The following is a 21,600-nucleotide window of genomic DNA, read 5'->3' as shown; positions in this document are numbered from 1 at the left end:
CATGGCGTTCAGACAATTTGAACGCACATCTTTACAGCTAAGTATGGGAACCCTGCTTAGCTGTTTATGTGCGTCGGTGGCATATGCCGACACCTTAGCCCCTGTAAAACCTGCGAGTGTAGATGCATGTGTTGCCCTTGCTTCGAATGCTGATCGCCTAGCTTGTTATGATGCTGTGTTTAAACCATCGGCTTTACCGGTTGTTCAAGCCGCGGTAGTACCAGAGCCTGTTAAAAAAATTGATAAACCTGTTGTTCAACCTGAAACATTTAAAGAAAAGGTTGTAGATAAGGTAAGTAATATCAAAGTAATTGGTAAGGCACCTACACTTGAACCTACTACGTCTTTACTAGATCAACGTTGGGAGTTGTCTGAAAAAAGCAAACTGGGTGTTTGGAATATTCGTGCTTATCAACCTGTTTACTTGCTACCAGTTTTCTGGACGAGCGATAAAAATGAGTTTCCAAGCAGTCCCAATCCAAATAATACGGTGACAGAGGCCCAAAACCTTAAATCAACTGAAAGTAAATTTCAGATTTCTTTGAAAACGAAAGCTTGGGAAAATATTTTTGGCAACAATGGTGACTTGTGGGTAGGTTATACCCAATCTTCACGTTGGCAGACCTTTAATGCTGAAGAGTCTCGTCCATTCCGTGAAACGAACTATGAGCCAGAAGCAAGTTTAATGTTTAGAACAAACTATGAGTTGCTTGGCTTAGATGGTCGGTTGCTTGGGGTAACTTTAAATCACCAATCAAATGGACGTTCAGATCCTTTATCTCGTAGTTGGAACCGTGTCATCTTTAATGTGGGTTTAGAACGCGGTAACTTTGCTTTAATGCTTCGTCCATGGATACGCATTGAAGAAGACAGCAAAGATGATAACAATCCAGATATTGAAGATTACATCGGTCGTGGTGATTTAACTGCTTTTTATAAGTGGAAGCAAAATGACTTCTCATTAATGCTACGTCACTCTTTAAAAGGTGGTGATGATTCTCATGGTGCTGTTCAGTTTGACTGGGCTTTCCCGATTAGTGGCAAGCTGCGCGGACACTTCCAATTATTTAATGGTTATGGGGAGAGCTTAATTGACTATAACCATCGTGCAACTTATGCCGGTTTGGGTGTTTCACTCATGAACTGGTACTAAGTTTGACCTATAAAAATGCCGCTTTTACAGCGGCTTTTTTATTAACCAATTTGGATATTGGCTTGAGGATGTTTGAGACGGCTTTTTTTAGGAGTAGCAATTAAATAGGCGAGTGTTAAGGGGCCTAAACGGCCTGCAAACATAAGTAAGCTTAAAATAAATAAACTACCATTGTGTAAATCTGGCGTGATACCGCGAGAAAGGCCTACCGTACAGGCTGCTGAAACGACTTCAAATAATAAGTTCATAAAGTCTGCTTTAGGTTCTAAAAGTAAAAGAATAAAGAACCCGATAAATATGAGAATACTGGTAATTGCGGTGACAGCTAAGGCTTTATAAGTAGTTTCGTGAGAAACGGAGTGATTGAAAACCCTGATTTCATCGGTACGTCTTAAAAAGGAAAGTACACTTAAAACTAATATGATAAAGGTGCCGACTTTTATACCTCCAGCAGTACTGAGTGAACCTCCACCGATGAACATGAGTAGCATCATAAGTAAAGAACTACTGTTGGTCATTGCTCCGGTATCAATAGTATTGAAACCTGAAGAACGTGGAACAGTCGCTTGAAACCATGCATTTAAAGCTTGATCACCTACATTGAGCAGACCTAAGGTATGAGGATTTTGTGCTTCCAAAACCCAAATTAATACAAAGGCAACCAAATTAATAATCGCAATAGTTGTTAGGATGAGTTTGCTATTTGGGCTAAGTTTTTTCCATTTTTTATTTTGTTTGATATCCATGAGGACTAAAAATCCCAGTCCACCTAATGTATAGAGCAAACTAATCGTAATACATATAAGGTAGTTGCTTTGGAAGTTAACTAAACTGTTGCTAAATAGTGAAAAACCCGCATTGTTAAATGATGAGATACTATAGAAAACTGCATAATACAGTCCTCGAGCAAAGCCATAAATCGGTGTAAATGCGGTAGTTAAGATCACTGTTCCAATCAGTTCAAAAAGAAGTGTGTAAGTAACAACACCTTTTGCCACAAAAGTAACCTTTGAAAGACTAGTCTGCCCAAGGCTATCTTGAGCCATCATTTGCTGTTTAAGGCCAACTTTAGGAGATAAACTTAATGCTGCCAAAATAGCAAAAGTCATAAAACCCAAACCACCTGACTGAATCAATAATAAAATAATGACCTGTCCGAAAAGTGTAAAAGATTCATGAATATTTAAAACGGATAGACCTGTAATAGTGACTGCCGAGGTCGCCGTAAATAGAGCATCCATCCAACTAACATGTCCGTTATTGGCAATGGGAAGTTTAAGCAATAATGTGCCAAAGACAATAAAGCCCAGAAAGCCCAGTGCTAACAGAGAAGGTGGGCTTAAATTTAGTGTTTTATGCGGTTTAGGCTTAAGAGACATATTTTCTGGTTCGTTTTCTTATATGAAACAATTTGAGAGTTTTTTTAGCTGCTGTAAATGACCTTCTAAAATAAGAATATCATGCGTTTGTAAAGTAAAAGTCTCTTCGGTTTCAAATAAAATCTGCTGTTGTCTTTTTACAAGAAGCGTTTTTACTTGAGGGGCTTGCTGCATAATTCCGTACAAATTAATGCCGTTTAACTTCTCTGGAATATCAATTTTTACAATATAGTGCTCATCATCTAAAGACATGTAACGGCTCACCATTGGGTAGTTTAGTGCTTGGGCAACACGTACCCCCATGTCTTCTTCAGGATGAATGATTTTATTGATATTTAGATGAGATAAGATCGTATGATGTGCTTTGGTTTTTGCTTTTACCCAAATTTTATCAATGCCCAGATTTTTTAAATTCAGCACACATAAAATACTGGCTTCAATATCTTCACCAATTGCTACAACCACTGCATCACAATTTTGAATGTTTAATTCATCCAATACATGTTCATCTGTAGCATCAGCAATGACAGCATGAGTTAAAACATCGGCAAGATTCTCAACATTCTTTTTGACTGTATCAATACCAATAACATCATGGTTTAATCTCGTAAGTTCCTGAGCAACAGTTGCCCCAAAACTTCCCAAGCCGATGACCGCGAACTGTGCCATAGTTGTCCTTTTATACTTAGTTAGGGCTTTATTTTTAATGATATTTTCTTTGAGATAAAGAGAAGCAATGTAAATATAAAAAATAATAAGCTTAAATGATAAAAAAGCCGACATATTTGCCGGCTTTTTTCTCAAAATGAAAGGTTACTTCAAGAAACGTTTATAGCCCACATTGTCAGTAATTTCTGCATATGGATAGCTAATTTGCTCCAGAGTTTCAATTAAACCATCTGGGTTTTGTTTAGCATCTGTTGCTTGTAAGCCAACTAGGACACGACCTTCGGCAGCGCCGTGGTTACGATAATGGAATAGCGTAATATTGTGGGTTGGACCTAAACGAGTTAAGAAGGTGAGTAAGGCACCCGGACGTTCCGGAAACTCAACACGGAACAATCTTTCGTCATCCAGATTGGCATGACCACCAATCAAGTAACGAATATGCAATTTGGCAACTTCATCATCAGATAAATCATCTACAACATAATTTTGCTGTTTAAGTTGTTCTAAAATTTCATGACGTTCAGTGTCACCACCTTTTAAGCTAATACCCACAAAAACTTGTGCTTCTTCTGTGTTATTTGCACGGTAGTTAAACTCGGTAATGTTACGGCCCTGTAGAGCACGGCAGAAGCCTAAGAATGCGCCTTTTTCTTCAGAAAGAGTAACTGCATAAATGGCTTCACGTTGTTCACCCAATTCGGTGCGCTCTGCAATGTAACGTAAGCGGTCAAAGTTCATGTTGGCGCCGCAAACAATCGAGACCATGTTTTTGCCGCTAATTTTATGCTCGGCAACATATTTTTTGATACCAGCTAGGGCCATTGCACCAGACGGTTCAACGATGCTGCGGTTTTCATCAAAAGTATCTTTAATTGCAGCACAGATCTCATCTGTATTTACAGTAACAATATCTGGTTCAACAATTGGTCCAGAATTATCTGATTTGCGTAGACGAACGATATCAAAAGGTAAGGCACCAATTTGAGCAACTGCTGTACCATCAGCAAATAAGCCTACGTGGGGTAGGACTACACGTTCATTTGCTTCTAGCGCTGCTTTTAAACAAGCTGACTCTTCATATTCAACACCGATGACTTTGACATGCGGTGCAACATCACCCAAGTAAGCTGCTACGCCAGCAATTAGGCCGCCACCACCAACAGCAACGAAAACATATTCTACATCACGCCATTGGCGTAAAATTTCATTCGCAATTGTGCCTTGGCCCGCAATAACCAACTCGTCGTCATAAGGTGGAATAAAAACTAATCCTTCAGCTTCGGCACGTTGCTGAGCGTATTTGTTTGCAATATCAAAACTATCGCCATGCAATACAACTTGGCCACCCAAACGCTTCACTGCCTGAACTTTAATGTCAGGGGTAGTACTTGGCATAACAATAATTGCAGGAATACCTAAACGTTGACCAGACAATGCTACACCTTGCGCATGGTTGCCGGCAGATGCGCAAATGACGCCACGTTCAAGTTGTTCTTTCGGTAATTGGCTAATACGGTTATAGGCACCGCGTAATTTAAAAGAAAAAACTGGTTGTAAATCTTCACGCTTAAAACGAATTGTGTTGTTTAATTTTTGACTAATTCGTGGAGCTGCTTCGAGAGGTGTTTCAATTGCAACATCATAAACCGTTGCTTGTAAAATTTGTCGTACCACACGAGACAGCATGTTCATCTTCCCTATAACAGTTTAAAATAGGAAATTATTGTAGCAAACCCTTGTGCATTTGCGCCGTTTATTGGCGCATAAATGTCAAAAAATAGTTGAGTGATGTAATGAGCCTATATGCAACCCAAGATGAAAAGAAACAAGCTGCTGCGAAAGCTGCTTTAAAACACTTACCCAAAGGTGGCATTTTGGGGGTAGGAACTGGAAGTACTGTAAATTTCCTGATTGATTTATTGCCTGAACTACAATTAGAAGCAGCAGTAGCAAGTTCTCAAGCAACAGCAGATCGTCTTAAAAAATTAGGCATAGAAGTGGTTGATATGAACCATGTGGGTAGCCTTGATGCTTATGTTGATGGTGCAGATGAGATTGATCGTCACATGCATATGATTAAAGGCGGCGGCGCAGCATTAACTCGTGAAAAAATTGTAGCCTCAATTGCTAAAAAGTTTGTATGTATCGTTGATGATTCAAAATGGGTTGATCAACTTGGTCGTGATTTCCCATTACCTGTAGAAGTGATTCCAATGGCGCGTTCTGCTGTAGCTCGTAAATTGGTAAGCTTAGGGGGTGATCCGGTTTATCGTGAAGGTGTGGTAACAGATAACGGAAACGTTATTTTAGATGTATTTAATTTGAACATCTTAAATGCAATTGATTTGGAAAAGACAATTAATAATATTCCGGGCGTTGTGACTAACGGTATTTTTGCGTTAAATCCAGCAACGATTGCAATTGTTGCAACAAATGATGGTATTGAAGAGCGTACTGCACAGTAATGTCTGTGGAAATGCCAGAAATTAAAATTGTTCGTCACGTAAGGGCAAGAAAATTGCGCTTACGTGTTGAGCCTGCGTCTATACGACTTACTGTGCCGTTATTTTGTAGTAAGAAACAAATTCAGCAGTTTTTAGCTCAGTCTGAACAATGGTTAATCGAGACGTGGAATAAACAGCACCACGTTCAATCTACCTCGTTTGAAATTCCTTCAGAAATTTCTTTTTTTAATAGAGAACAGCCTTTTCAAATTGTTGTGCAGAAGCAACATCGCATTTTTCAATTTGATTGGGAAAATAGTTATTTATTTATTAAAGATCAACAACCCTATCAAGCTTTACAAAACGCTGTTATTGCTTATGCAAAACAAGAGTTGCCAGTACTTTTGTCAGAGCTTAGCCAAAAAACTCGGCTGAGTTATGCAGAGTGTGCAATCCGGCGTCCTAAAACTCGTTGGGGAAGTTGCAGTAGTCAACATAATATTATGCTGCATGCAGGTCTGGTTCTTATGCCTGCTCAAATTACCCGTTATGTTTGCATTCATGAATTAGCACACACCAAACACTTCGACCATAGTCCTGCATTTTGGGCCGAAGTTGCAAAGTTCGACCCTAACTATATGCAGCATCGCAGACAATTAAAAGGTAATCCATTGCCTGCATGGTGGTATGTTACAACTTAGCTAAAGCTACACTCTAATTGTGTTGTTTGTAAGACATCTGGTGCTTTGCGGCTATCAAGGCCTGCTTGAGCACTAACAATCTTGTTCGCTTTAATATGTAGCTGTATAAAATTATATTGCTGTGTTGAATTGTTAGGTTCGGATGAACTTGAGTTAAGTAAATAACTATAACTTGCAGCGTCGGTTTGCAGTAAGTTATCTGTACTATCTGCGCTTAAGGCAGAGCGATAGCTTTGAGAGCCTTTAATTAATTCAATTTGACCATTAGCACGGAAATTAAGTTGGCAGCCTGTTGTACTGTCTTCATAATGACCAACTAAATAGTCTGTAGCTGGTAGTTTTGGGTCAGAAATATTGATGCTAGTTAAACCTTGTTTACACGGGTAAGCTGATCCATTGCAGGTCGCTGTAATGCCACTAAAGCCAACAGCACGTCGGTAATCTCCCGCACCATCTATACGGAAAAATTCAGACGTATTACCAGAAGGTATAATCCCCGAATATTGTTTCTTGTTCAGTAGATCATAACCTATTGGGTCTAGATGGGATTGATCTTGCAAATCTGCTAGTTTAAAGGTGGCTGCTCTTAGATTGGTGGCAAAATAATCACGTGTTACCTTTTGATTAGCTGCGATATCTAAAAGTGTATTTTTTGCTGGATCAATATTATCAGGGGCTGAGGTGAAGATAGGGGTAAAAGATGTTTTGTCTCCAATAAGTTTTTTGCCGTCTAAATATCCATCTTTTAAATCTGTAGCGAGACTTTGGGTAAGATCTTGATAAGGTGAATTCGTATTATGGATGCTTGACCAATATTGAAGATAACCAAAGCTTAGATAACTATCCACATAAGTACTTGGCTTTGTGGTTGAGTATTTCAATAAATTTAAAATTGTAAGCGTACTTGCCGGACTTAAACTTGGAATATTGGTATCTTTAAACGCATTAAGAAGAGATCTGTAGATATCTTGAGAGGCTAGGTCAACATGTAATTGTTCAATACGGGTTGGGATAATTGTCTCATTAGGCAACTGACCTGAACGAATCACAGCACGTTGATAAATTGCTTCTGAACTTGGGCTGATCAATTGTGTTTTATTGCTTATCGAGCTTGGGGTAATAAAAGCGTGATAAACACCAGAAATATTTTGATATTCAGATTTGGTTGGATCAAATACTTGAGATGAGCCTTGGGTCGTGACTTCAACACGATAAAGACGATTTAGTTTTGTGCTTGGAAGTTTAATATCGTAACTCGTTAAACTGGCAACTTGGGTATCAATCAAAATACTATTGTCGGTATTATCATATACCTTGAGTTGAACATTGCGCATTTCGACAGGGGTTTTAAGCGTAATATCCGTCATGACTTCAGGAGTGGGTTCAGACGGTTTAGGCGTGTTAGATGAACCTCCGCTACTGCTACCACCACCACACCCAACAAGGGCTACACTTAAAATTAAAGTGGTGAGGCCGAGATAAGTGCACACTTTTATTTCTTTTGATTGATCAAGCATCCTAGCTCTCCAAAAATAAATTTGGTATTTATTTACTGATATTTGTTTGGTACTGACAGGCCGGCAAGTGCTATGTAATTATCGTTTAAAATAAAAAAATTAAAATTACCAAGCATGAAATGGTTTTGTAAGCCTAGACATCCTGTCATACTACCGCAAGTATAGATTCAAAATTTGAGGTAATGCACGTGATTTCTGTCGGAATTGTTGGTGGAACTGGTTATACAGGCGTTGAACTATTACGTATTTTATTACGACATCCAAAAGCGCAGGTTCGAGTTCTGACTTCACGTACAGAAGCGGGCAAACCAGTTGCTGATATGTTCCCAAACTTACGTGGGCATACAGATCTTCAATTTTCAGATTTAAACATTGATGCATTAAAAGAGTGTGATGTTGTATTTTTTGCAACTCCTCATGGTGTTGCGATGCAACATGCGAAAGATTTGATTGCAGCAGGCACCAAAGTTATTGATTTAGCTGCTGACTTTCGTTTACAGAATCTTGAGCAATTTGAAAAGTGGTATGGTATGGAGCATGCTTGCCCAGATGTACTAAAAGATTCTGTTTATGGTTTAACCGAGTTAAATCGTGAAAAAATTAAGCAAGCTCAAGTCATTGGTAATCCAGGTTGTTACCCAACAACTGTTCAACTGGGCTTGGCTCCACTTTTAAAATCGGCACAAGCATTGATTGAAACAAAGAATATTATTATTGATGCAAAATCCGGTGTTTCTGGTGCTGGTCGTAAAGCAAGTTTGGGCATGATTTACAGTGAAAATGCGGATAACTTTAAAGCTTATGGTGTTGCAGGCCATCGCCACCATCCAGAGATTGTAGAGGCTTTGGAAAATATTGCAGCTAAGAAAGATGTTTTTGAAGGTCTTTTATTTGTTCCGCACCTAGTACCGATGATTCGCGGTATGTTAAGTACAATTTATGTAGACTTGACAGAAGCAGGTAAACAAACAGATTTACAAGCTTTGTATGAAAACTTCTATGCAAATGAAAAATTTGTAGATGTCATGCCTGCAAATAGTTCACCTGAAACTCGCAGCGTGCGCGGAGCAAATGAATTACGTATTGCTTTGTATAAACCACAACCAAATAAACTCATTATTTTGGCGGCTCAAGATAACCTTGTAAAAGGTGCATCTGGCCAAGCTGTACAAAATATGAACCTTATGTTTGGCTTTAATGAAGATGAAGGCTTACAAGGGATTGGTTTATTACCATAAAAAACTCTTTTTTGCTTCACACACATTTAAATTTCGATTTAAATGTGTGTCTTGACTCTGATCTTAAACACTGAGATGACGATGCAAAACTCGGAACAGACGACTTCTGTAGAAAGTTCGTTGCAAAAGAAAAAATTTTTAAACACCAATAAACCATTATTTATTGGTGCCGCTATTTTAATGAGTGGTTGTTTTGCGCTCGGCTATACAATTGGGCACCGTCAAGGTTTAACTGTTGTTGGTTACGATGCAGATGCAGAGCAATTGGTTGAGGTAGTGCAAAAGCAAAAAACAGCATTAGATGCAGTTAACAAAAGTTTGAATGCTGCTGTACAAGAGCGTGATGTTGCTGTTACAAATGCCAATGATTTGTTTGAAGCACTTAATCAAGCCAATGCTGATAAAACGCAGCAAGAAGGTATGAGTAACATCTACCGTGAAATTTTAAGACAACGTGGTGGTTTAAGCTTAACAATTCAGAATTTGGCGATTAAACCGTTACCGGAAAATGCTTATGAATATCAGCTTGATCTGGTACAAGTTAGCCCGAGTAAACGCCGTGCTGCAGGTTCAGTTGAAATAAGACTGATTAAAGATACAGAAGTTTTAGTGGTACCACTTGAAGATAAGAACTTTAACTTCACTGATTTTGAGCGTTTGACTGGCCGTTGGACGATGCCTAAGGGGTTCACACCTCAATTTATTGAAGTGCGTCTAACAGGCGGTTCTGATACACCGGTTATTAAGCGTTTTAGTTGGCAGCGTGGTAAACCTGTCGAAACACCTTCTGCTTTTGTTGCAGAAATTCCTCAAGCTGAAGCAAATTCACAATAGTAACATCATATGCGAACAAATAAGCGTCAAACAAATTTAAAAGATATTAAGGCTTCTTTTCAGCAGTCTGGCTATGTCGATTGGCACTTCAATCCACGCTTAAGTGATTCGCAAAACGAAGATCATGACGGAGAGGTTGTTGTGCAAACAGCACCTCCCGAACTCAAGCGTCCTCCCTTATATGCAGTAGTATTATTGAATGACGATTACACGCCAATGGACTTTGTAATTGAAATTTTACAACAATACTTTGCAATGAATCTTGACCAAGCAACTCAAGTAATGCTAACAGTACACTATGAAGGTAAAGGTACTGCCGGGGTATATCCAAGAGACATCGCGGAAACCAAGGCAAACCTTGTTAATAATTACGCTCGATCGCAAGGTCATCCATTACTTTGCCAGATTGAGCCTAAAGCATAAGGGGGTCACATGCTCAGTCGTCAATTAGAAGTATCATTACGTTTGGCTGTTAGCATGGCTCGTCAAAAGAGACATGAGTTTCTTACAGTTGAACATTTACTATTAGCCTTACTCGATAACGATTCGGCTGTGAATGCATTAAAAGCATGCGGAGCTGATATTGTTTCTTTACGTAAAGAATTAGAAGAATATGTAGAACAACATACTCCTAAGCTTGGCGAAAATAGCGAGCAAGCTCCACATCCAACAGAAAGTTTCGACCGCATTTTGCAACGTGCAATTTTCCACGTTCAATCAAGTGGTGGTGATCGTACTGTTGAAGGTGCGGATGTTTTGGTCGCAATGTATTCAGAGCGTGATTCTTTTGCTGTTTATCTGCTTAAACGTCATCAAATTAATCGATTGACTTTAACTCAATACTTGTCTCATGGGACACGTAAAGACGAAGTTCAGGTTGAAGAAGAAGTTGAAGACATTGAGGGTGAAAGCAATTCAGGCAATGCCGGACCATTAGAACTTTATACGCTCAATTTAAATGTTGAAGCGCAAAAAGGTAAAACTGATCCACTCATTGGTCGTGAGAAAGAAATTGAGCGTACAGCACAAATTCTTTGCCGTCGTCGTAAAAATAATCCATTGTTAGTAGGCGACCCAGGTGTAGGTAAAACTTCAATTGCAGAAGGTCTTGCTTGGCTCATTGTAAATGGTAAAGCACCAAAACCGCTAAGCCATGCAGAAATTTACAGCCTTGATATTGGTGCATTAGTTGCGGGTACAAAATATCGTGGTGACTTTGAAAAACGTTTAAAACAATTGTTAAACGCTTTGAAGAAAAATCCGAATGCGATTTTATTCATTGATGAAATTCATATGATCATTGGTGCAGGCTCAAGTATGGGCAGTACGATGGATGCTTCGAATCTCATTAAACCAGCTTTAGCAAATGGTACTTTACGCTGTATTGGATCAACAACGTTCCAAGAATATCGTCAGGTATTTGAAAAGGATCATGCGTTATCTCGTCGTTTCCAAAAAATTGACGTAAATGAACCGAGCATTTCTGAAACTATTGATATTTTACGTGGCTTGAAAACAAAGTTTGAAGATTTCCACCATGTACAGTATGACGACAAAGCTTTGGTTTCTGCGGTTGAGCTTTCTGCGAAATTTATTAATGATCGTTTCTTGCCAGATAAAGCGATTGATGTCATTGATGAAGCAGGTGCACAGCGCCGTTTAAAAGCAGAAAGTGAAGACAGCTTAATTACTGTAGAAAACATCGAAGATATCGTTTCTAAGATTGCGCGTATTCCGCCTAAAACTGTATCTAAAGATGATAAATCTGTACTTGAAAATCTTGAGCGTGACCTAAAACGTGTTGTATTTGGTCAAGATGAAGCAATTACTGCACTAGCTTCTGCAATCAAGTTGTCACGTGCTGGTTTGAAATCACCGGATAAACCTGTTGGTAGCTTTGTGTTTGCTGGTCCTACCGGTGTAGGTAAAACTGAGGTTACGAAGCAATTAGCAAAACTTTTAGGTGTAGAGCTTGTTCGTTTCGATATGTCTGAGTATATGGAGCGTCATGCTGTTTCTCGCTTAATTGGTGCTCCTCCAGGCTATGTAGGTTATGACCAAGGTGGCTTACTCACAGATGCGATTCATAAAAATCCACACTGTGTGTTATTACTGGATGAAATTGAGAAAGCACATCCTGATGTGTTTAACCTGTTATTACAAATCATGGATCATGGTGCATTAACAGACAATAATGGCCGTAAGTCAGACTTTAGAAATGTCATTATTGTGTTGACGACGAACATTGGTGCAGAAAGTATTTCTCGTGCAAGCATTGGATTTACAGAGCAAGACCATAGTTCGGACAACCAAGAAGCCATGAAACGTGCATTCTCACCTGAATTCCGTAACCGTCTAGATGGTGTTATTCAATTCAAAGCTTTACCAACCACAGTGATTGAATCTGTAGTTGATAAGTTCTTGACAGAATTGCAAGCGCAGCTAGATGAAAAACGCGTAGTTTTAGATGTCGATCAAAGTGCACGCGACTGGTTAGCGACAAATGGTTATGATCGTTTAATGGGCGCTCGACCAATGCAACGACTCATTCAAGAACACTTGAAGAAACCATTAGCTGAAATGATTTTGTTTGGTGAACTTGCAGATCATGGCGGTAATGTGGCGGTATCAGTGAAGAAAGAAGATGGTAAAGCAGTGGGTCTAAAACTTGAAGTGTTTGAAGATCACCATACGGCAGAACCAGCTTAATTTATGTTAATTGATAGTCTTTCTATAACCCGAATATTTAGTGTGTTCGGGTTATTTATTATTACTGCAATCGCTGAGATTTTGGGTTGTTACTTTCCTTATCTTATTTTAAAAGAAGGGAAATCTGCGTGGCTATGGTTACCTACAGCTCTGAGTTTGGCCGTGTTTGTCTGGTTGCTGACATTACATCCTGCAGCGTCTGGACGGATTTATGCAGCCTATGGCGGTATTTATATTTTTACTGCGCTTATGTGGCTTCGTTTTGTAGATCAAGTCGTTTTAACCAGATGGGATATCTTGGGTGGTTTAATCGTGCTTTGCGGAGCAGGTTTAATTATTTTACAGCCCCAAGGATTAATCCGTTAATTCTGAAAGTGTTCAATTAAATTTTAAGTGAAAAAATAAGCAATTTTTTCGCAAAAAATACTTGTCAAAGTCATCAACAATGCGTATTTTAGATTTAAGGAACATTTTTTAATATTTGAGATAAAGATGTTAAATCAATCTGTGAATTCTAACGCTTACTTTTATTTCTGGCAATTTAGATAGTTGCCTGAGCGTATTCGGGCACGAGAGTTGCCCATCACAGTTAATACCTGATCGGCAACCCCGATCAGGTTTTTTTATGCTTTATCTTTTTCAAATCGAGGACTTCAAAATGAACAACATGACTTATTCATACTTTAGCAACTTTTATTGGTTTTACTTTTGCCTACCTTTGCCAACGAATAGATCCAAAACGCTCAAATAAATGATCGGACTGATTAGGTTTCAGTCCAAAGGAAAAGACCAATGAATGCCTTAAATACTTTACTAACTCAAAGCAATACAAAAGAAACACCAGTTAGTTTACCTGTTCAGTTAAAAGCTAAATACCCGCTTGTGCAGACCTTCGCACGACAAATTGCAGAACATCGTCAAATTATTCAAAATATTCTTGCTGGCAAAGATCAGCGCTTAATGGTTATTACAGGACCATGTTCAATTCATGACCCAGTTGCTGTACTTGAATACGCAGATAGATTGCAAAAATTACAAGAAAAAGTAAAAGATCAAATCTTCATTGTGATGCGTGCTTATATTGAAAAGCCGCGTACAACAGTAGGTTGGAAAGGGTTTATGTATGACCCAAACCTTGATGGTTCATCTAATCTACAATTAGGTTTAGAAAAATCGCGTGAGCTATATTTACAAATTATTGAAAAAGGCTTGCCGATCGCGAGCGAAATTTTAAGCCCAATGGCAACAGGCTATTTTGATGATTTATTGGCTTGGGGTGCAATTGGAGCTCGTACTAGTGAGTCCCAGATTCACCGTGAAATCTCAAGTCATATGCCATACAGTATCGGTTTCAAGAATGGTACGGATGGTTCAATTCAAATTGCTTTGGATGCTATTCAGTCTGCACAAAATGAGCATCAATTTTTAGGTATGAATCAGCAAGGTTTGCCTTCAGTGATTCAGAGTGCTGGAAATCCATTGCCACACTTGATTTTACGTGGAGCCAATCATGGCCCTAATTATGATTTGGCTTCAATTCAGGCAATTAGAGAAAAGCACAAACAAAACCTACCTGCCTTAGTTATTGACTGTAGTCATGGTAACAGTGGTAAAGATCCTTTACGTCAGCCAGAAGTTTTGCAGCAAATCGTTGCTGAACGTCTAAAAACTCAGGTAAAGGGTGTCATGATTGAAAGCCATTTAGTTGATGGTAACCAGAAGATTTCATGTGAAATGACTTATGGTCAGTCGGTAACGGATGGTTGTTTAGGGTGGGATAAAACTGAACAGCTTTTGTTAAATGTTGCTAAACAATTAAAAGCAAGTGAATTAGCTCATTCGGCTTAATGATGTAAACATTTAAAAAGGGATCTGTTTTAGCAGATCCCTTTTTTTAAGAAGCATGTTTAAGTTCGGATAAAAAAGTAGTGATTTCATGCCCGAATTTTTTTGGCTCGGTTAATAATGGCGTGTGGCCTGAACGTTCAAAATAAATTGTTTTTGCATGTTCGACACTATGTGCAATCAGGGTTTGGCCCGTTTCTGGATAGAGTGTCGAATTGCGTCCAATAAAGAAAGTTGTTGGGCACTGTAATTGCTGAAGTGCTTCACGATAATCTTCGTTGTGGAAAAGATAATTTTCGACATACCAAAATAAGTAGTCTAAACGCTGAATCGGAAGAAGATATTTTTGTAAAAATGGTTGTTTTAACGCAGTTTTAAAAACAAAAGGACTAAACGGATTGCTACTTTGCAATTCAATAAAATCTACCCACAAACGCACCAACTTTTGACGGTCCGGAAGTGATAATTCATAAAGATATTTAGCATTTTTATGGATTGATAATAACTGATAAATATCATTGAGTAATTGTTTAAATTGGGCATGTAATGGCCCAAATAACCCATATTGCCATGTAGCATCTACTGAAATTTTAGGCGTTTGATCGATATGTAAATAGGCCTTTAACTGCTGAGCGAGATGAGCATGTTTCATGCCATGCATTGCAGTGGTGGCTCCCATTGAGTAGCCCATTAAAATAAATTTATCTAATTTTAATTGCTCAATTAAGTGAGCAACATCTTGCCAGTGGCTTGATATGGCATCTTGCTCGGGAATTGCACAATTTTTTGAACCGCCAAAGCCCCGCCAGTCGGGAATAATAAACTCGTATTCTTTACGATTTGCATAGATAAAAGGTAGCCATTGCCAACTTTGCATACCTAAGCCAGATAAAACTAATACCGGTTCACCACGACCAACACGGCGTACAAATAAACTTTCCTGATCGGGCATGGTGTAATAAGGCATGATTATTCTCCAGATACATTATCTTGAGCAAAGAGTTTTAATTGCGGGATGACTTGTTCCAACCATTTGATCCACTCAGTTTCCATAGTAATGCCGAGTTCTAAGATCATTTTATGAATATATAACACTCGATTATTCAAATCATCGCTATCTTTAAAATCTTTATCGTAAATAGTTTGGTAAAGCTTAAGCTTTTCTTGGTGTAGACCAAGATGTCGTAACAGTTCGGGTAATATTTGATTATTGCCCAATTGCGCCTCAGCGCGCAATCTTACCATTAAGTCATCTCTAAGCTGTGCGGGTTCGCTTTGCTGCGTCATCCATGAAGCGAGTTCAATACGGCCAAGTTGTTCGACTTGATAAGTTTTTTTTCGGCCACTATCCATCTCATTTTCTAAAGTGGAAACCCAGCCTTTTTTAAGCATGTTATTGAGTTCACGATAAATTTGCTGATGTGTGGCATTCCAGAAAAAGCCCATAGATCGGTCAAAGCGGCGGGCGAGTTCAAAGCCCGTGCTTGGCCGTTCTAGTAAACTGGTCAATAAAACATGAGGAAGTGACATGGCAATCCGTTTGTAAGCAAAAGTAAAGTGTGACTCATTAGATTATGCAACATGTTGCATAAAAGTCAAAATTTGATTATAAATTTGTGCAACAAGTTGCATTAAGCAAGCAGATTAGCAAGCCAAGGAGTTGTTATGTCGTTATATCCACATTTATTAAAACCATTAGATTTAGGTTTTACGACATTAAAAAATCGCGTATTGATGGGGTCTATGCATGTTGGTCTAGAAGAAGCGCCTGGTGGTTATGAGCGTATGGCAGCTTTTTATGCAGAACGTGCTAAAGGTGATGTTGGGCTCATTGTTACTGGCGGTATTGCACCCAATCAGGCAGGTTTAACCTTTGCTCATGCTTCTAAGTTAGATAGCACAGAAGAAGCCGAAAAACATAAAGTCATTACCGAAGCTGTACATGCTGCAGGCGGGAAGATTGCATTACAAATATTACATACGGGCCGATATTCTTATCAGCCAGAGATTGTTGCGCCTTCGGCAATTCAGGCACCTATTAATCCCATTAAGCCTAAGGCAATGACTTCTGCTGAGGTTCAACAAACGATTGATGATTTTGCAAACTGTGCGAAGCTTGCTCAATACGCTGGATATGACGGCGTTGAGATTATGGGTTCAGAAGGTTATTTAATTAACGAGTTTATTGCAGCCAGAACAAACCATCGTGATGATGAATGGGGTGGTAGCTATGAAAACCGTATTCGTTTTCCTGTTGAGATTGTAAAACGTACACGTGAAATAGTGGGTGAAAACTTTATTATTATTTACCGTTTATCGATGCTTGATCTGGTTGAAGGTGGTTCTACTTTAGAAGAAGTTATTCAACTTGCTAAAGCGATTGAAAAAGCTGGGGCTACGATCATTAATACGGGTATTGGCTGGCATGAAGCTCGTATTCCAACAATTGCCACCAAAGTTCCAAGAGCTGCATTTACTTGGGTCACTGAAAAATTAAAAGGTGAAGTTTCAGTTCCATTAATTACATCGAACCGTATTAATACACCAGAAATGGCTGAACATGTATTAGCGTCGGGTCATGCGGATATGGTTTCAATGGCACGTCCAATGCTTGCAGATCCTGATTTTGTTTTAAAAGCAAGTGAAGGCCGTAGCGATGAAATTAATACGTGTATTGGCTGTAACCAAGCTTGTCTCGACCACATTTTCTCTATGAAAATTGCAACATGTTTGGTTAATCCTCGAGCATGTTATGAAACAGAACTAATCTTTAAAGAAGTACAAAGTCAGAAAAATATTGCTGTCATTGGGGCCGGACCAGCAGGTTTAAGTTTTGCTGTATATGCGGCAGATCGTGGACACCAAGTTAAAATCTTTGAAGCAAGTCATCAAATTGGTGGTCAGTTTAATATCGCTAAAACTGTGCCAGGCAAAGAAGAGTTCTACGAAACATTGCGTTATTTCAATCGTCAAATTGAATTACGCCCGAACATTGAGCTTGTATTAAACCATCCAGCCACTTATGAAGAGTTAAGCCAATCAGACTTTGATGAAATCGTAGTTGCAACTGGTGTAACACCTCGTCAATTACAATTTGAAGGTATTGATCATCCAAAAGTGTTGAGCTACTTACAGGTGCTTAAAGAGCGTGTACCAGTAGGTCAGCGTGTTGCCATTATTGGTGCAGGTGGTATTGGTTTTGATACGGCTGAGTACCTAACCCATGAAGGTGAAAGTGGCAGTTTAAATCCAGAAAAATTTTATGAAGAGTGGGGTATTGATACTCACTATGAACATGTCGGAGGTTTAAAGCAGCCAAAAGTTGAAGCTTCTGAACGAGAAATCTATTTGTTGCAGCGTAAAGCTTCCTCAGTAGGCGCGGGGCTGGGTAAAACGACTGGTTGGATTCACCGTACCGGGCTTAAGAACAGAAACGTGAAAATGTTAGCAGGTGTGCAATACGACAAAGTAGATGATCAAGGGCTTCATATTACTGTTGATGGCAAACCAACAGTGCTTGAGGTTGATAATGTTGTGATTTGCGCGGGTCAAGAATCATTTACTGCGATGTATGACCAATTAAAAGCAGATGGTAAGAGTGTTCATTTGATTGGTGGCGCTAAAGAAGCAGGTGAGTTGGATGCTAAACGTGCTATTCGTCAAGGTGCTGAACTAGCAGCGGTTCTTTAATGACTTAAATGAGCATTGTCTTGGGTAAGAGAATGCTCATTACTAAAACCTATTTGAAGGAAAAATAAAAATGACACTCGAAATAACTAAACAGTCATTAGAAAAATGGCATCACATGATTCAATCAAATGACTTATCGAACTTAAATGATTTGCTAGCAGATGAAGTCATTTTCCATTCACCGGTTGCTTATAAACCTTATGAGGGAAGACAAGTTGTTTTCTTTATTCTCACCAATGTAATTCAGGTATTTCAGAATTTTACCTATCATCGAGAATTTTATACGGAAGATGGTGAAAATGTAGTGCTAGAGTTTAGTGCGAATGTAGGTGATAAGTCATTAAAAGGTATTGATATGATTCGTTTTAATGAGCAGGGTAAAATTGTTGATTTTGAAGTAATGATTCGTCCAATGAGCGGTTTAGCTGTATTAGCTGAGCAAATGGGCATACGAATAGCTCAATTTAAACCTCAATAATTTTGTTAAATAGCCTAAGAATATTGAGGTATATAAAAATGTGGTTAAAACTTTCAACGTTGTTTTTATTACCCGTATTATTCATACAAGGCCATAAAGTTCGGAAGAACACACCACGTTTAGCAGAAGCTAAAGGTGAACGAGAAGGTAGAGCTGGTCAAGGTAAATCTTTATCTCTGCTTATTTTGGGGGATTCTGCCGCAGCAGGTGTTGGTGTAGAAAATCAGAAAGATGCCTTGTCTGGTGCTATTATTCAAGAACTGCAAAATGAATTTTCCCTACAGTGGAAACTTCATGCTAAAACTGGTGATACAACTCGACAAGTTTTTAATGCTTTGCAGCATTTGGAAGAGCAGAAGTATGATGTGATTGTGACATCTATTGGTGTAAATGATGTCACAAAGTTGACCTCTGCTAAATCATGGATTAAACAACAGAAGCAATTATTTGAGCATATACAGAAACGTTTTCAGCCAAAGTTGATTATCGTTTCCGGTGTGCCTCCAATGCAACATTTCCCGGCTTTACCGAATCCATTAGCTTGGTTGTTTGGGCAATATGCAGAGCAAATGAATCAAAAATTACAACAATGGTTAGCACCACAAAGCCATTTTAAGTTTCTTGAATATGATGTTGAAACTTTTCAAGCCATGAACTTGCATATGGCAAGTGACGGTTTTCATCCAAGTAAAGAAGTTTACGCAGTTTGGGGACGGCAGGTTGCAGCCATAGTGCGGCAATCATTTAACTCATAGTCATAGGTAGTTATTGGATATGGGCATATCTGTTTTTAATAAAATTAAAGATTTCGGTTCGGAGCTGTTCGATTTAGTGTTGGGCGCTGAGCATCCAAAAGTCTATTATCATCCTCAAGGAAAAATAAAAGATATTTTGGATAAGTTGCCACAACTTAAACAGAAATATCGTCCTACGCCTTGGCTCACAAATAGTCATGTTCACTTACTTTATTTTGATCTTATTAGAAAACAAACAATAAAGTTGGCATATGATCGAATTGATCAACTCACTATGAGTGATGGTGGTATTACCGCAATTGCTTGGTATGGCTATAACTTACCGCCAGATACACCAACAGTTGTAATTATGCATACCATTACAGGTACACCTGAGAGTATGCGTGAATTGGTACGCGATTTAAATCAATACACAGGCTGGCGAATTGCATTATGCCTGCGTCGTGGTCACGCAGGTTTGCCAATGCCTGTGCCGCAAATTTCTCTTTTTGGCTCTACGAGTGATTTAAAAGAACAACTTAACCATATTCAAAGTTTATTTCCGGCATCGGATCTATATGCGGTAGGTTCTTCGGCCGGTACGGGGCTACTAGTTCGTTATTTGGGTGAACAAGGCGAAGACACACCTTTTAAAGCTGCGTTTGCGATGTGTCCGGGCTATAACACGGAAATTGGTTTTAAAAATGTCCATCCTTTTTACAGTAAAATGATGACTAAAAAGCTCTTCAAGTATTTTATTTATCCGTACCAAAATACATGGAGTCAGATTGCATCTTTAGAGAGGGTTTTATCAGCAACCAATTTGGAAGAATTTGAAAAAGAATACTTCGAAATGGCGGGTTTTGAAGATTATGAAACTTACTGTAAATCTATTAACCCGATTTATGTGTTCGAAAATATTAAAATTCCTTTAATGATTTTGAATGCTGAAGATGACCCTGTATGTTCTATTAAAAATTTAGAGCCATATAAAGAGCCAATTCAGCAGATGAGCAATGTTGCTGTGGTGACAACGAAAAAAGGAAGTCATTGTGCATTTTATGAGGGATGGCGCAGTACATCGTGGGCAGCACGTCTCATGGCTGATTATTTTTTAATTGAACATAATAAATAGATAATCTTTGAATATAAATAAAGCCCAGATCTTGGGCTTTATTTTTTATACCTTAAGATAAGAGGAGTGATCTATCATTTATTCCAAGTTTTACTTTTGTAGCGGCAACTAAAGCTTTTTCATCTGTTTGATTAGGGTGAAAATCAAAACGGTAGTATTCAAGAAATTTAGGAATCAACACTTTATATTGTTTGCTCGCAAACTTAAAAAAGTTGCGCCAAGTTTTGAAATTGGTCAGTTGCTTATCTCGTTTCATTAAAACAATATGGTAAATAGTTGAAAAGGCTGTAATCAAAACTAAACTGAATGTAAAAATTCCAACACGTGGAATATATGCATCTAATCCGTTGCCATATAGATGTTGATATAAATCGAATGCAACAGCTTTATGCTCGGTTTCTTCTACACTGTGCCATAACCATAGGTTGCGAATAGTGTTGTCGGTCATAAGCTCATTTACGGATTGCATCATGCTGACTACCAGAACAGCTGTATAGTGTTCTAATCCAACAGTTATCAATAAATTCCATTTTTTACTAAAAACTTTCTCAATAGCTTTAAGAACAATACCTGTAGCTTTCTCTAGTGATTCTGGGTTTAAACCATATTGTTGTGCACTGACATGGAAAGCATGATGTTCTTTAGAATGCATTGCTTCTTGACCAATAAATGCGCCTATTTCTCTGTCTAGAATTTCATTCTCTTTAGCTTTAGCTCGTAAAGCACGGACAGATCTAACAAAGTATGATTCACCTTCAGGAAATAAAGTCGAAAGACCCGTGAAATAGTGGGTGAGAGAAGGCTCATGATTGCACCAATAGCGCGGAGTATCTTCAAAATTGTAGTCCATGCGGCGGACAGGAAAAGAGGCTGGTGTACGGTTTAAAGCTGTTTTCATTTTCTTGCTCCAATCTTCTTTTAGATTAGGTTCCAAAAAGGAACTTGTTAATAAAAATTATAAGCAGACTAGATTGGAGTCAATAAATTTCGAATGATTGAAAATAGATTGTCCTAAAATGATAGACAGGAGAGCTTTAAAGACAAAAAGTAATAAAATTAAATTTATTTGTATTA

At 38.6% G+C, this 21,600-nt stretch carries 20 protein-coding genes; 13 read left to right on the top strand and 7 right to left on the bottom strand.

Features of this window, described 5'->3' with window-relative positions; genetic code table 11:
- Position 1 precedes the first annotated feature (1 nt).
- Positions 2–1,153, top strand: a complete 1,152-nt coding sequence (locus KNQ97_RS08460; protein ID WP_253612079.1) for a phospholipase A — start codon at positions 2–4, stop codon at positions 1,151–1,153.
- A gap of 41 nt (positions 1,154–1,194) precedes the next feature.
- Here the strand turns inward: KNQ97_RS08460 and KNQ97_RS08455 are convergent, their stop codons facing one another.
- The 3 genes from KNQ97_RS08455 to ilvA all read right to left on the bottom strand — a co-directional run bounded on the left by KNQ97_RS08455 (position 1,195) and on the right by ilvA (position 4,893).
- Positions 1,195–2,532 (bottom strand): TrkH family potassium uptake protein, encoded by a 1,338-nt coding sequence (locus KNQ97_RS08455; protein ID WP_000053915.1) that lies wholly within the window; start codon positions 2,530–2,532, stop codon positions 1,195–1,197.
- An 18-nt stretch (positions 2,533–2,550) separates the two neighbouring features.
- Positions 2,551–3,201 (bottom strand): TrkA family potassium uptake protein, encoded by a 651-nt coding sequence (locus KNQ97_RS08450; protein WP_001983728.1) that lies wholly within the window; start codon positions 3,199–3,201, stop codon positions 2,551–2,553.
- A gap of 144 nt (positions 3,202–3,345) precedes the next feature.
- Positions 3,346–4,893 carry a threonine ammonia-lyase, biosynthetic gene (gene ilvA / locus KNQ97_RS08445; RefSeq protein WP_001983729.1) on the bottom strand — a complete coding sequence of 516 codons (1,548 nt, stop codon included), beginning with the start codon at positions 4,891–4,893 and terminating at the stop codon, positions 3,346–3,348.
- Positions 4,894–4,994: 101 nt separating this feature from the next.
- Here ilvA and rpiA point away from each other — a divergent pair, with 101 nt between their 5' ends.
- Positions 4,995–5,666 carry a ribose-5-phosphate isomerase RpiA gene (rpiA, locus tag KNQ97_RS08440; RefSeq protein ID WP_000061059.1) on the top strand — a complete coding sequence of 224 codons (672 nt, stop codon included), beginning with the start codon at positions 4,995–4,997 and terminating at the stop codon, positions 5,664–5,666.
- Positions 5,666–6,346, top strand: a complete 681-nt coding sequence (locus tag KNQ97_RS08435; RefSeq protein WP_000110126.1) for a SprT family zinc-dependent metalloprotease — start codon at positions 5,666–5,668, stop codon at positions 6,344–6,346. Before rpiA ends, KNQ97_RS08435 begins: the two co-directional genes overlap by 1 nt.
- Here the strand turns inward: KNQ97_RS08435 and KNQ97_RS08430 are convergent.
- Entirely contained in the window at positions 6,343–7,863 is a 1,521-nt protein-coding gene (locus KNQ97_RS08430) for a hypothetical protein (protein ID WP_031987410.1), read from the bottom strand. The genes KNQ97_RS08435 and KNQ97_RS08430 overlap by 4 nt on opposite strands.
- 182 nt (positions 7,864–8,045) lie before the next feature.
- Here KNQ97_RS08430 and argC point away from each other — a divergent pair, with 182 nt between their 5' ends.
- The 6 genes from argC to KNQ97_RS08400 all read left to right on the top strand — a co-directional run bounded on the left by argC (position 8,046) and on the right by KNQ97_RS08400 (position 14,492).
- Positions 8,046–9,101: an N-acetyl-gamma-glutamyl-phosphate reductase gene (argC, locus tag KNQ97_RS08425; RefSeq protein ID WP_000558172.1), complete on the top strand. Its 1,056-nt coding sequence runs from the start codon at positions 8,046–8,048 to the stop codon at positions 9,099–9,101.
- A gap of 75 nt (positions 9,102–9,176) precedes the next feature.
- Entirely contained in the window at positions 9,177–9,935 is a 759-nt protein-coding gene (locus KNQ97_RS08420; protein ID WP_085940527.1) for a DUF6776 family protein, read from the top strand.
- A 9-nt stretch (positions 9,936–9,944) separates the two neighbouring features.
- Positions 9,945–10,358: an ATP-dependent Clp protease adapter ClpS gene (gene clpS / locus KNQ97_RS08415; protein WP_001260033.1), complete on the top strand. Its 414-nt coding sequence runs from the start codon at positions 9,945–9,947 to the stop codon at positions 10,356–10,358.
- 9 nt (positions 10,359–10,367) lie between these two features.
- Positions 10,368–12,644, top strand: a complete 2,277-nt coding sequence (gene clpA / locus KNQ97_RS08410; protein WP_000952702.1) for an ATP-dependent Clp protease ATP-binding subunit ClpA — start codon at positions 10,368–10,370, stop codon at positions 12,642–12,644.
- Between the two features lie 3 nt (positions 12,645–12,647).
- Complete coding sequence (locus tag KNQ97_RS08405; protein WP_002040450.1) at positions 12,648–13,010, top strand: YnfA family protein; 363 nt, start codon at positions 12,648–12,650, stop codon at positions 13,008–13,010.
- A 426-nt stretch (positions 13,011–13,436) separates the two neighbouring features.
- Positions 13,437–14,492, top strand: a complete 1,056-nt coding sequence (locus KNQ97_RS08400) for a 3-deoxy-7-phosphoheptulonate synthase (RefSeq protein WP_000993014.1) — start codon at positions 13,437–13,439, stop codon at positions 14,490–14,492.
- 46 nt (positions 14,493–14,538) lie between these two features.
- On the opposite strand, the gene KNQ97_RS08395 is transcribed toward KNQ97_RS08400, so the two are convergent.
- Both KNQ97_RS08395 and KNQ97_RS08390 read right to left on the bottom strand, forming a co-directional pair.
- Positions 14,539–15,456, bottom strand: coding sequence for an alpha/beta fold hydrolase (locus KNQ97_RS08395; RefSeq protein ID WP_001147222.1), 918 nt, complete (start codon positions 15,454–15,456; stop codon positions 14,539–14,541).
- Positions 15,457–15,458: 2 nt separating this feature from the next.
- Positions 15,459–16,019, bottom strand: a complete 561-nt coding sequence (locus tag KNQ97_RS08390; RefSeq protein WP_000056571.1) for a PadR family transcriptional regulator — start codon at positions 16,017–16,019, stop codon at positions 15,459–15,461.
- Between the two features lie 135 nt (positions 16,020–16,154).
- Between KNQ97_RS08390 and KNQ97_RS08385 the strand changes: the two genes are divergently transcribed.
- From KNQ97_RS08385 to KNQ97_RS08370, 4 genes are all read left to right on the top strand, one after another.
- The gene (locus KNQ97_RS08385; protein ID WP_253612078.1) at positions 16,155–18,179 is read left to right on the top strand and encodes an NADPH-dependent 2,4-dienoyl-CoA reductase; all 2,025 of its coding nucleotides are present in this window, start codon (positions 16,155–16,157) and stop codon (positions 18,177–18,179) included.
- 70 nt (positions 18,180–18,249) lie between these two features.
- The gene (locus tag KNQ97_RS08380) at positions 18,250–18,657 is read left to right on the top strand and encodes a nuclear transport factor 2 family protein (protein WP_033853145.1); all 408 of its coding nucleotides are present in this window, start codon (positions 18,250–18,252) and stop codon (positions 18,655–18,657) included.
- A gap of 38 nt (positions 18,658–18,695) precedes the next feature.
- Entirely contained in the window at positions 18,696–19,412 is a 717-nt protein-coding gene (locus KNQ97_RS08375) for an SGNH/GDSL hydrolase family protein (protein WP_253612077.1), read from the top strand.
- A 19-nt stretch (positions 19,413–19,431) separates the two neighbouring features.
- On the top strand, positions 19,432–20,526 hold the full coding sequence (locus tag KNQ97_RS08370; protein ID WP_000513050.1) for a YheT family hydrolase: 1,095 nt from the start codon (positions 19,432–19,434) through the stop codon (positions 20,524–20,526).
- A 52-nt stretch (positions 20,527–20,578) separates the two neighbouring features.
- Here the strand turns inward: KNQ97_RS08370 and KNQ97_RS08365 are convergent, their stop codons facing one another.
- The gene (locus tag KNQ97_RS08365; RefSeq protein WP_253612076.1) at positions 20,579–21,424 is read right to left on the bottom strand and encodes a metal-dependent hydrolase; all 846 of its coding nucleotides are present in this window, start codon (positions 21,422–21,424) and stop codon (positions 20,579–20,581) included.
- Positions 21,425–21,600: the final 176 nt, after the last annotated feature.

The sequence above is a fragment of the Acinetobacter sp. UC24323 genome, assembly GCF_024151445.1.
Taxonomy (GTDB): Bacteria; Pseudomonadota; Gammaproteobacteria; order Pseudomonadales; family Moraxellaceae; genus Acinetobacter; species Acinetobacter baumannii.
Note: the sequence above shows the minus strand (reverse complement) of the source record. Positions and strands in the feature narration are given on the sequence as shown.

Coding starts and splice junctions, on each gene's coding strand:
- KNQ97_RS08460 (WP_253612079.1), top strand. CDS start 2: ATGGCGTTCAGACAATTTGAACGCACATCTTTACAGCTAAGTATGGGA.
- KNQ97_RS08455 (WP_000053915.1), bottom strand. CDS start 2,532: ATGTCTCTTAAGCCTAAACCGCATAAAACACTAAATTTAAGCCCACCT.
- KNQ97_RS08450 (WP_001983728.1), bottom strand. CDS start 3,201: ATGGCACAGTTCGCGGTCATCGGCTTGGGAAGTTTTGGGGCAACTGTT.
- ilvA (WP_001983729.1), bottom strand. CDS start 4,893: ATGAACATGCTGTCTCGTGTGGTACGACAAATTTTACAAGCAACGGTT.
- rpiA (WP_000061059.1), top strand. CDS start 4,995: ATGAGCCTATATGCAACCCAAGATGAAAAGAAACAAGCTGCTGCGAAA.
- KNQ97_RS08435 (WP_000110126.1), top strand. CDS start 5,666: ATGTCTGTGGAAATGCCAGAAATTAAAATTGTTCGTCACGTAAGGGCA.
- KNQ97_RS08430 (WP_031987410.1), bottom strand. CDS start 7,863: ATGCTTGATCAATCAAAAGAAATAAAAGTGTGCACTTATCTCGGCCTC.
- argC (WP_000558172.1), top strand. CDS start 8,046: ATGCACGTGATTTCTGTCGGAATTGTTGGTGGAACTGGTTATACAGGC.
- KNQ97_RS08420 (WP_085940527.1), top strand. CDS start 9,177: ATGACGATGCAAAACTCGGAACAGACGACTTCTGTAGAAAGTTCGTTG.
- clpS (WP_001260033.1), top strand. CDS start 9,945: ATGCGAACAAATAAGCGTCAAACAAATTTAAAAGATATTAAGGCTTCT.
- clpA (WP_000952702.1), top strand. CDS start 10,368: ATGCTCAGTCGTCAATTAGAAGTATCATTACGTTTGGCTGTTAGCATG.
- KNQ97_RS08405 (WP_002040450.1), top strand. CDS start 12,648: ATGTTAATTGATAGTCTTTCTATAACCCGAATATTTAGTGTGTTCGGG.
- KNQ97_RS08400 (WP_000993014.1), top strand. CDS start 13,437: ATGAATGCCTTAAATACTTTACTAACTCAAAGCAATACAAAAGAAACA.
- KNQ97_RS08395 (WP_001147222.1), bottom strand. CDS start 15,456: ATGCCTTATTACACCATGCCCGATCAGGAAAGTTTATTTGTACGCCGT.
- KNQ97_RS08390 (WP_000056571.1), bottom strand. CDS start 16,019: ATGTCACTTCCTCATGTTTTATTGACCAGTTTACTAGAACGGCCAAGC.
- KNQ97_RS08385 (WP_253612078.1), top strand. CDS start 16,155: ATGTCGTTATATCCACATTTATTAAAACCATTAGATTTAGGTTTTACG.
- KNQ97_RS08380 (WP_033853145.1), top strand. CDS start 18,250: ATGACACTCGAAATAACTAAACAGTCATTAGAAAAATGGCATCACATG.
- KNQ97_RS08375 (WP_253612077.1), top strand. CDS start 18,696: ATGTGGTTAAAACTTTCAACGTTGTTTTTATTACCCGTATTATTCATA.
- KNQ97_RS08370 (WP_000513050.1), top strand. CDS start 19,432: ATGGGCATATCTGTTTTTAATAAAATTAAAGATTTCGGTTCGGAGCTG.
- KNQ97_RS08365 (WP_253612076.1), bottom strand. CDS start 21,424: ATGAAAACAGCTTTAAACCGTACACCAGCCTCTTTTCCTGTCCGCCGC.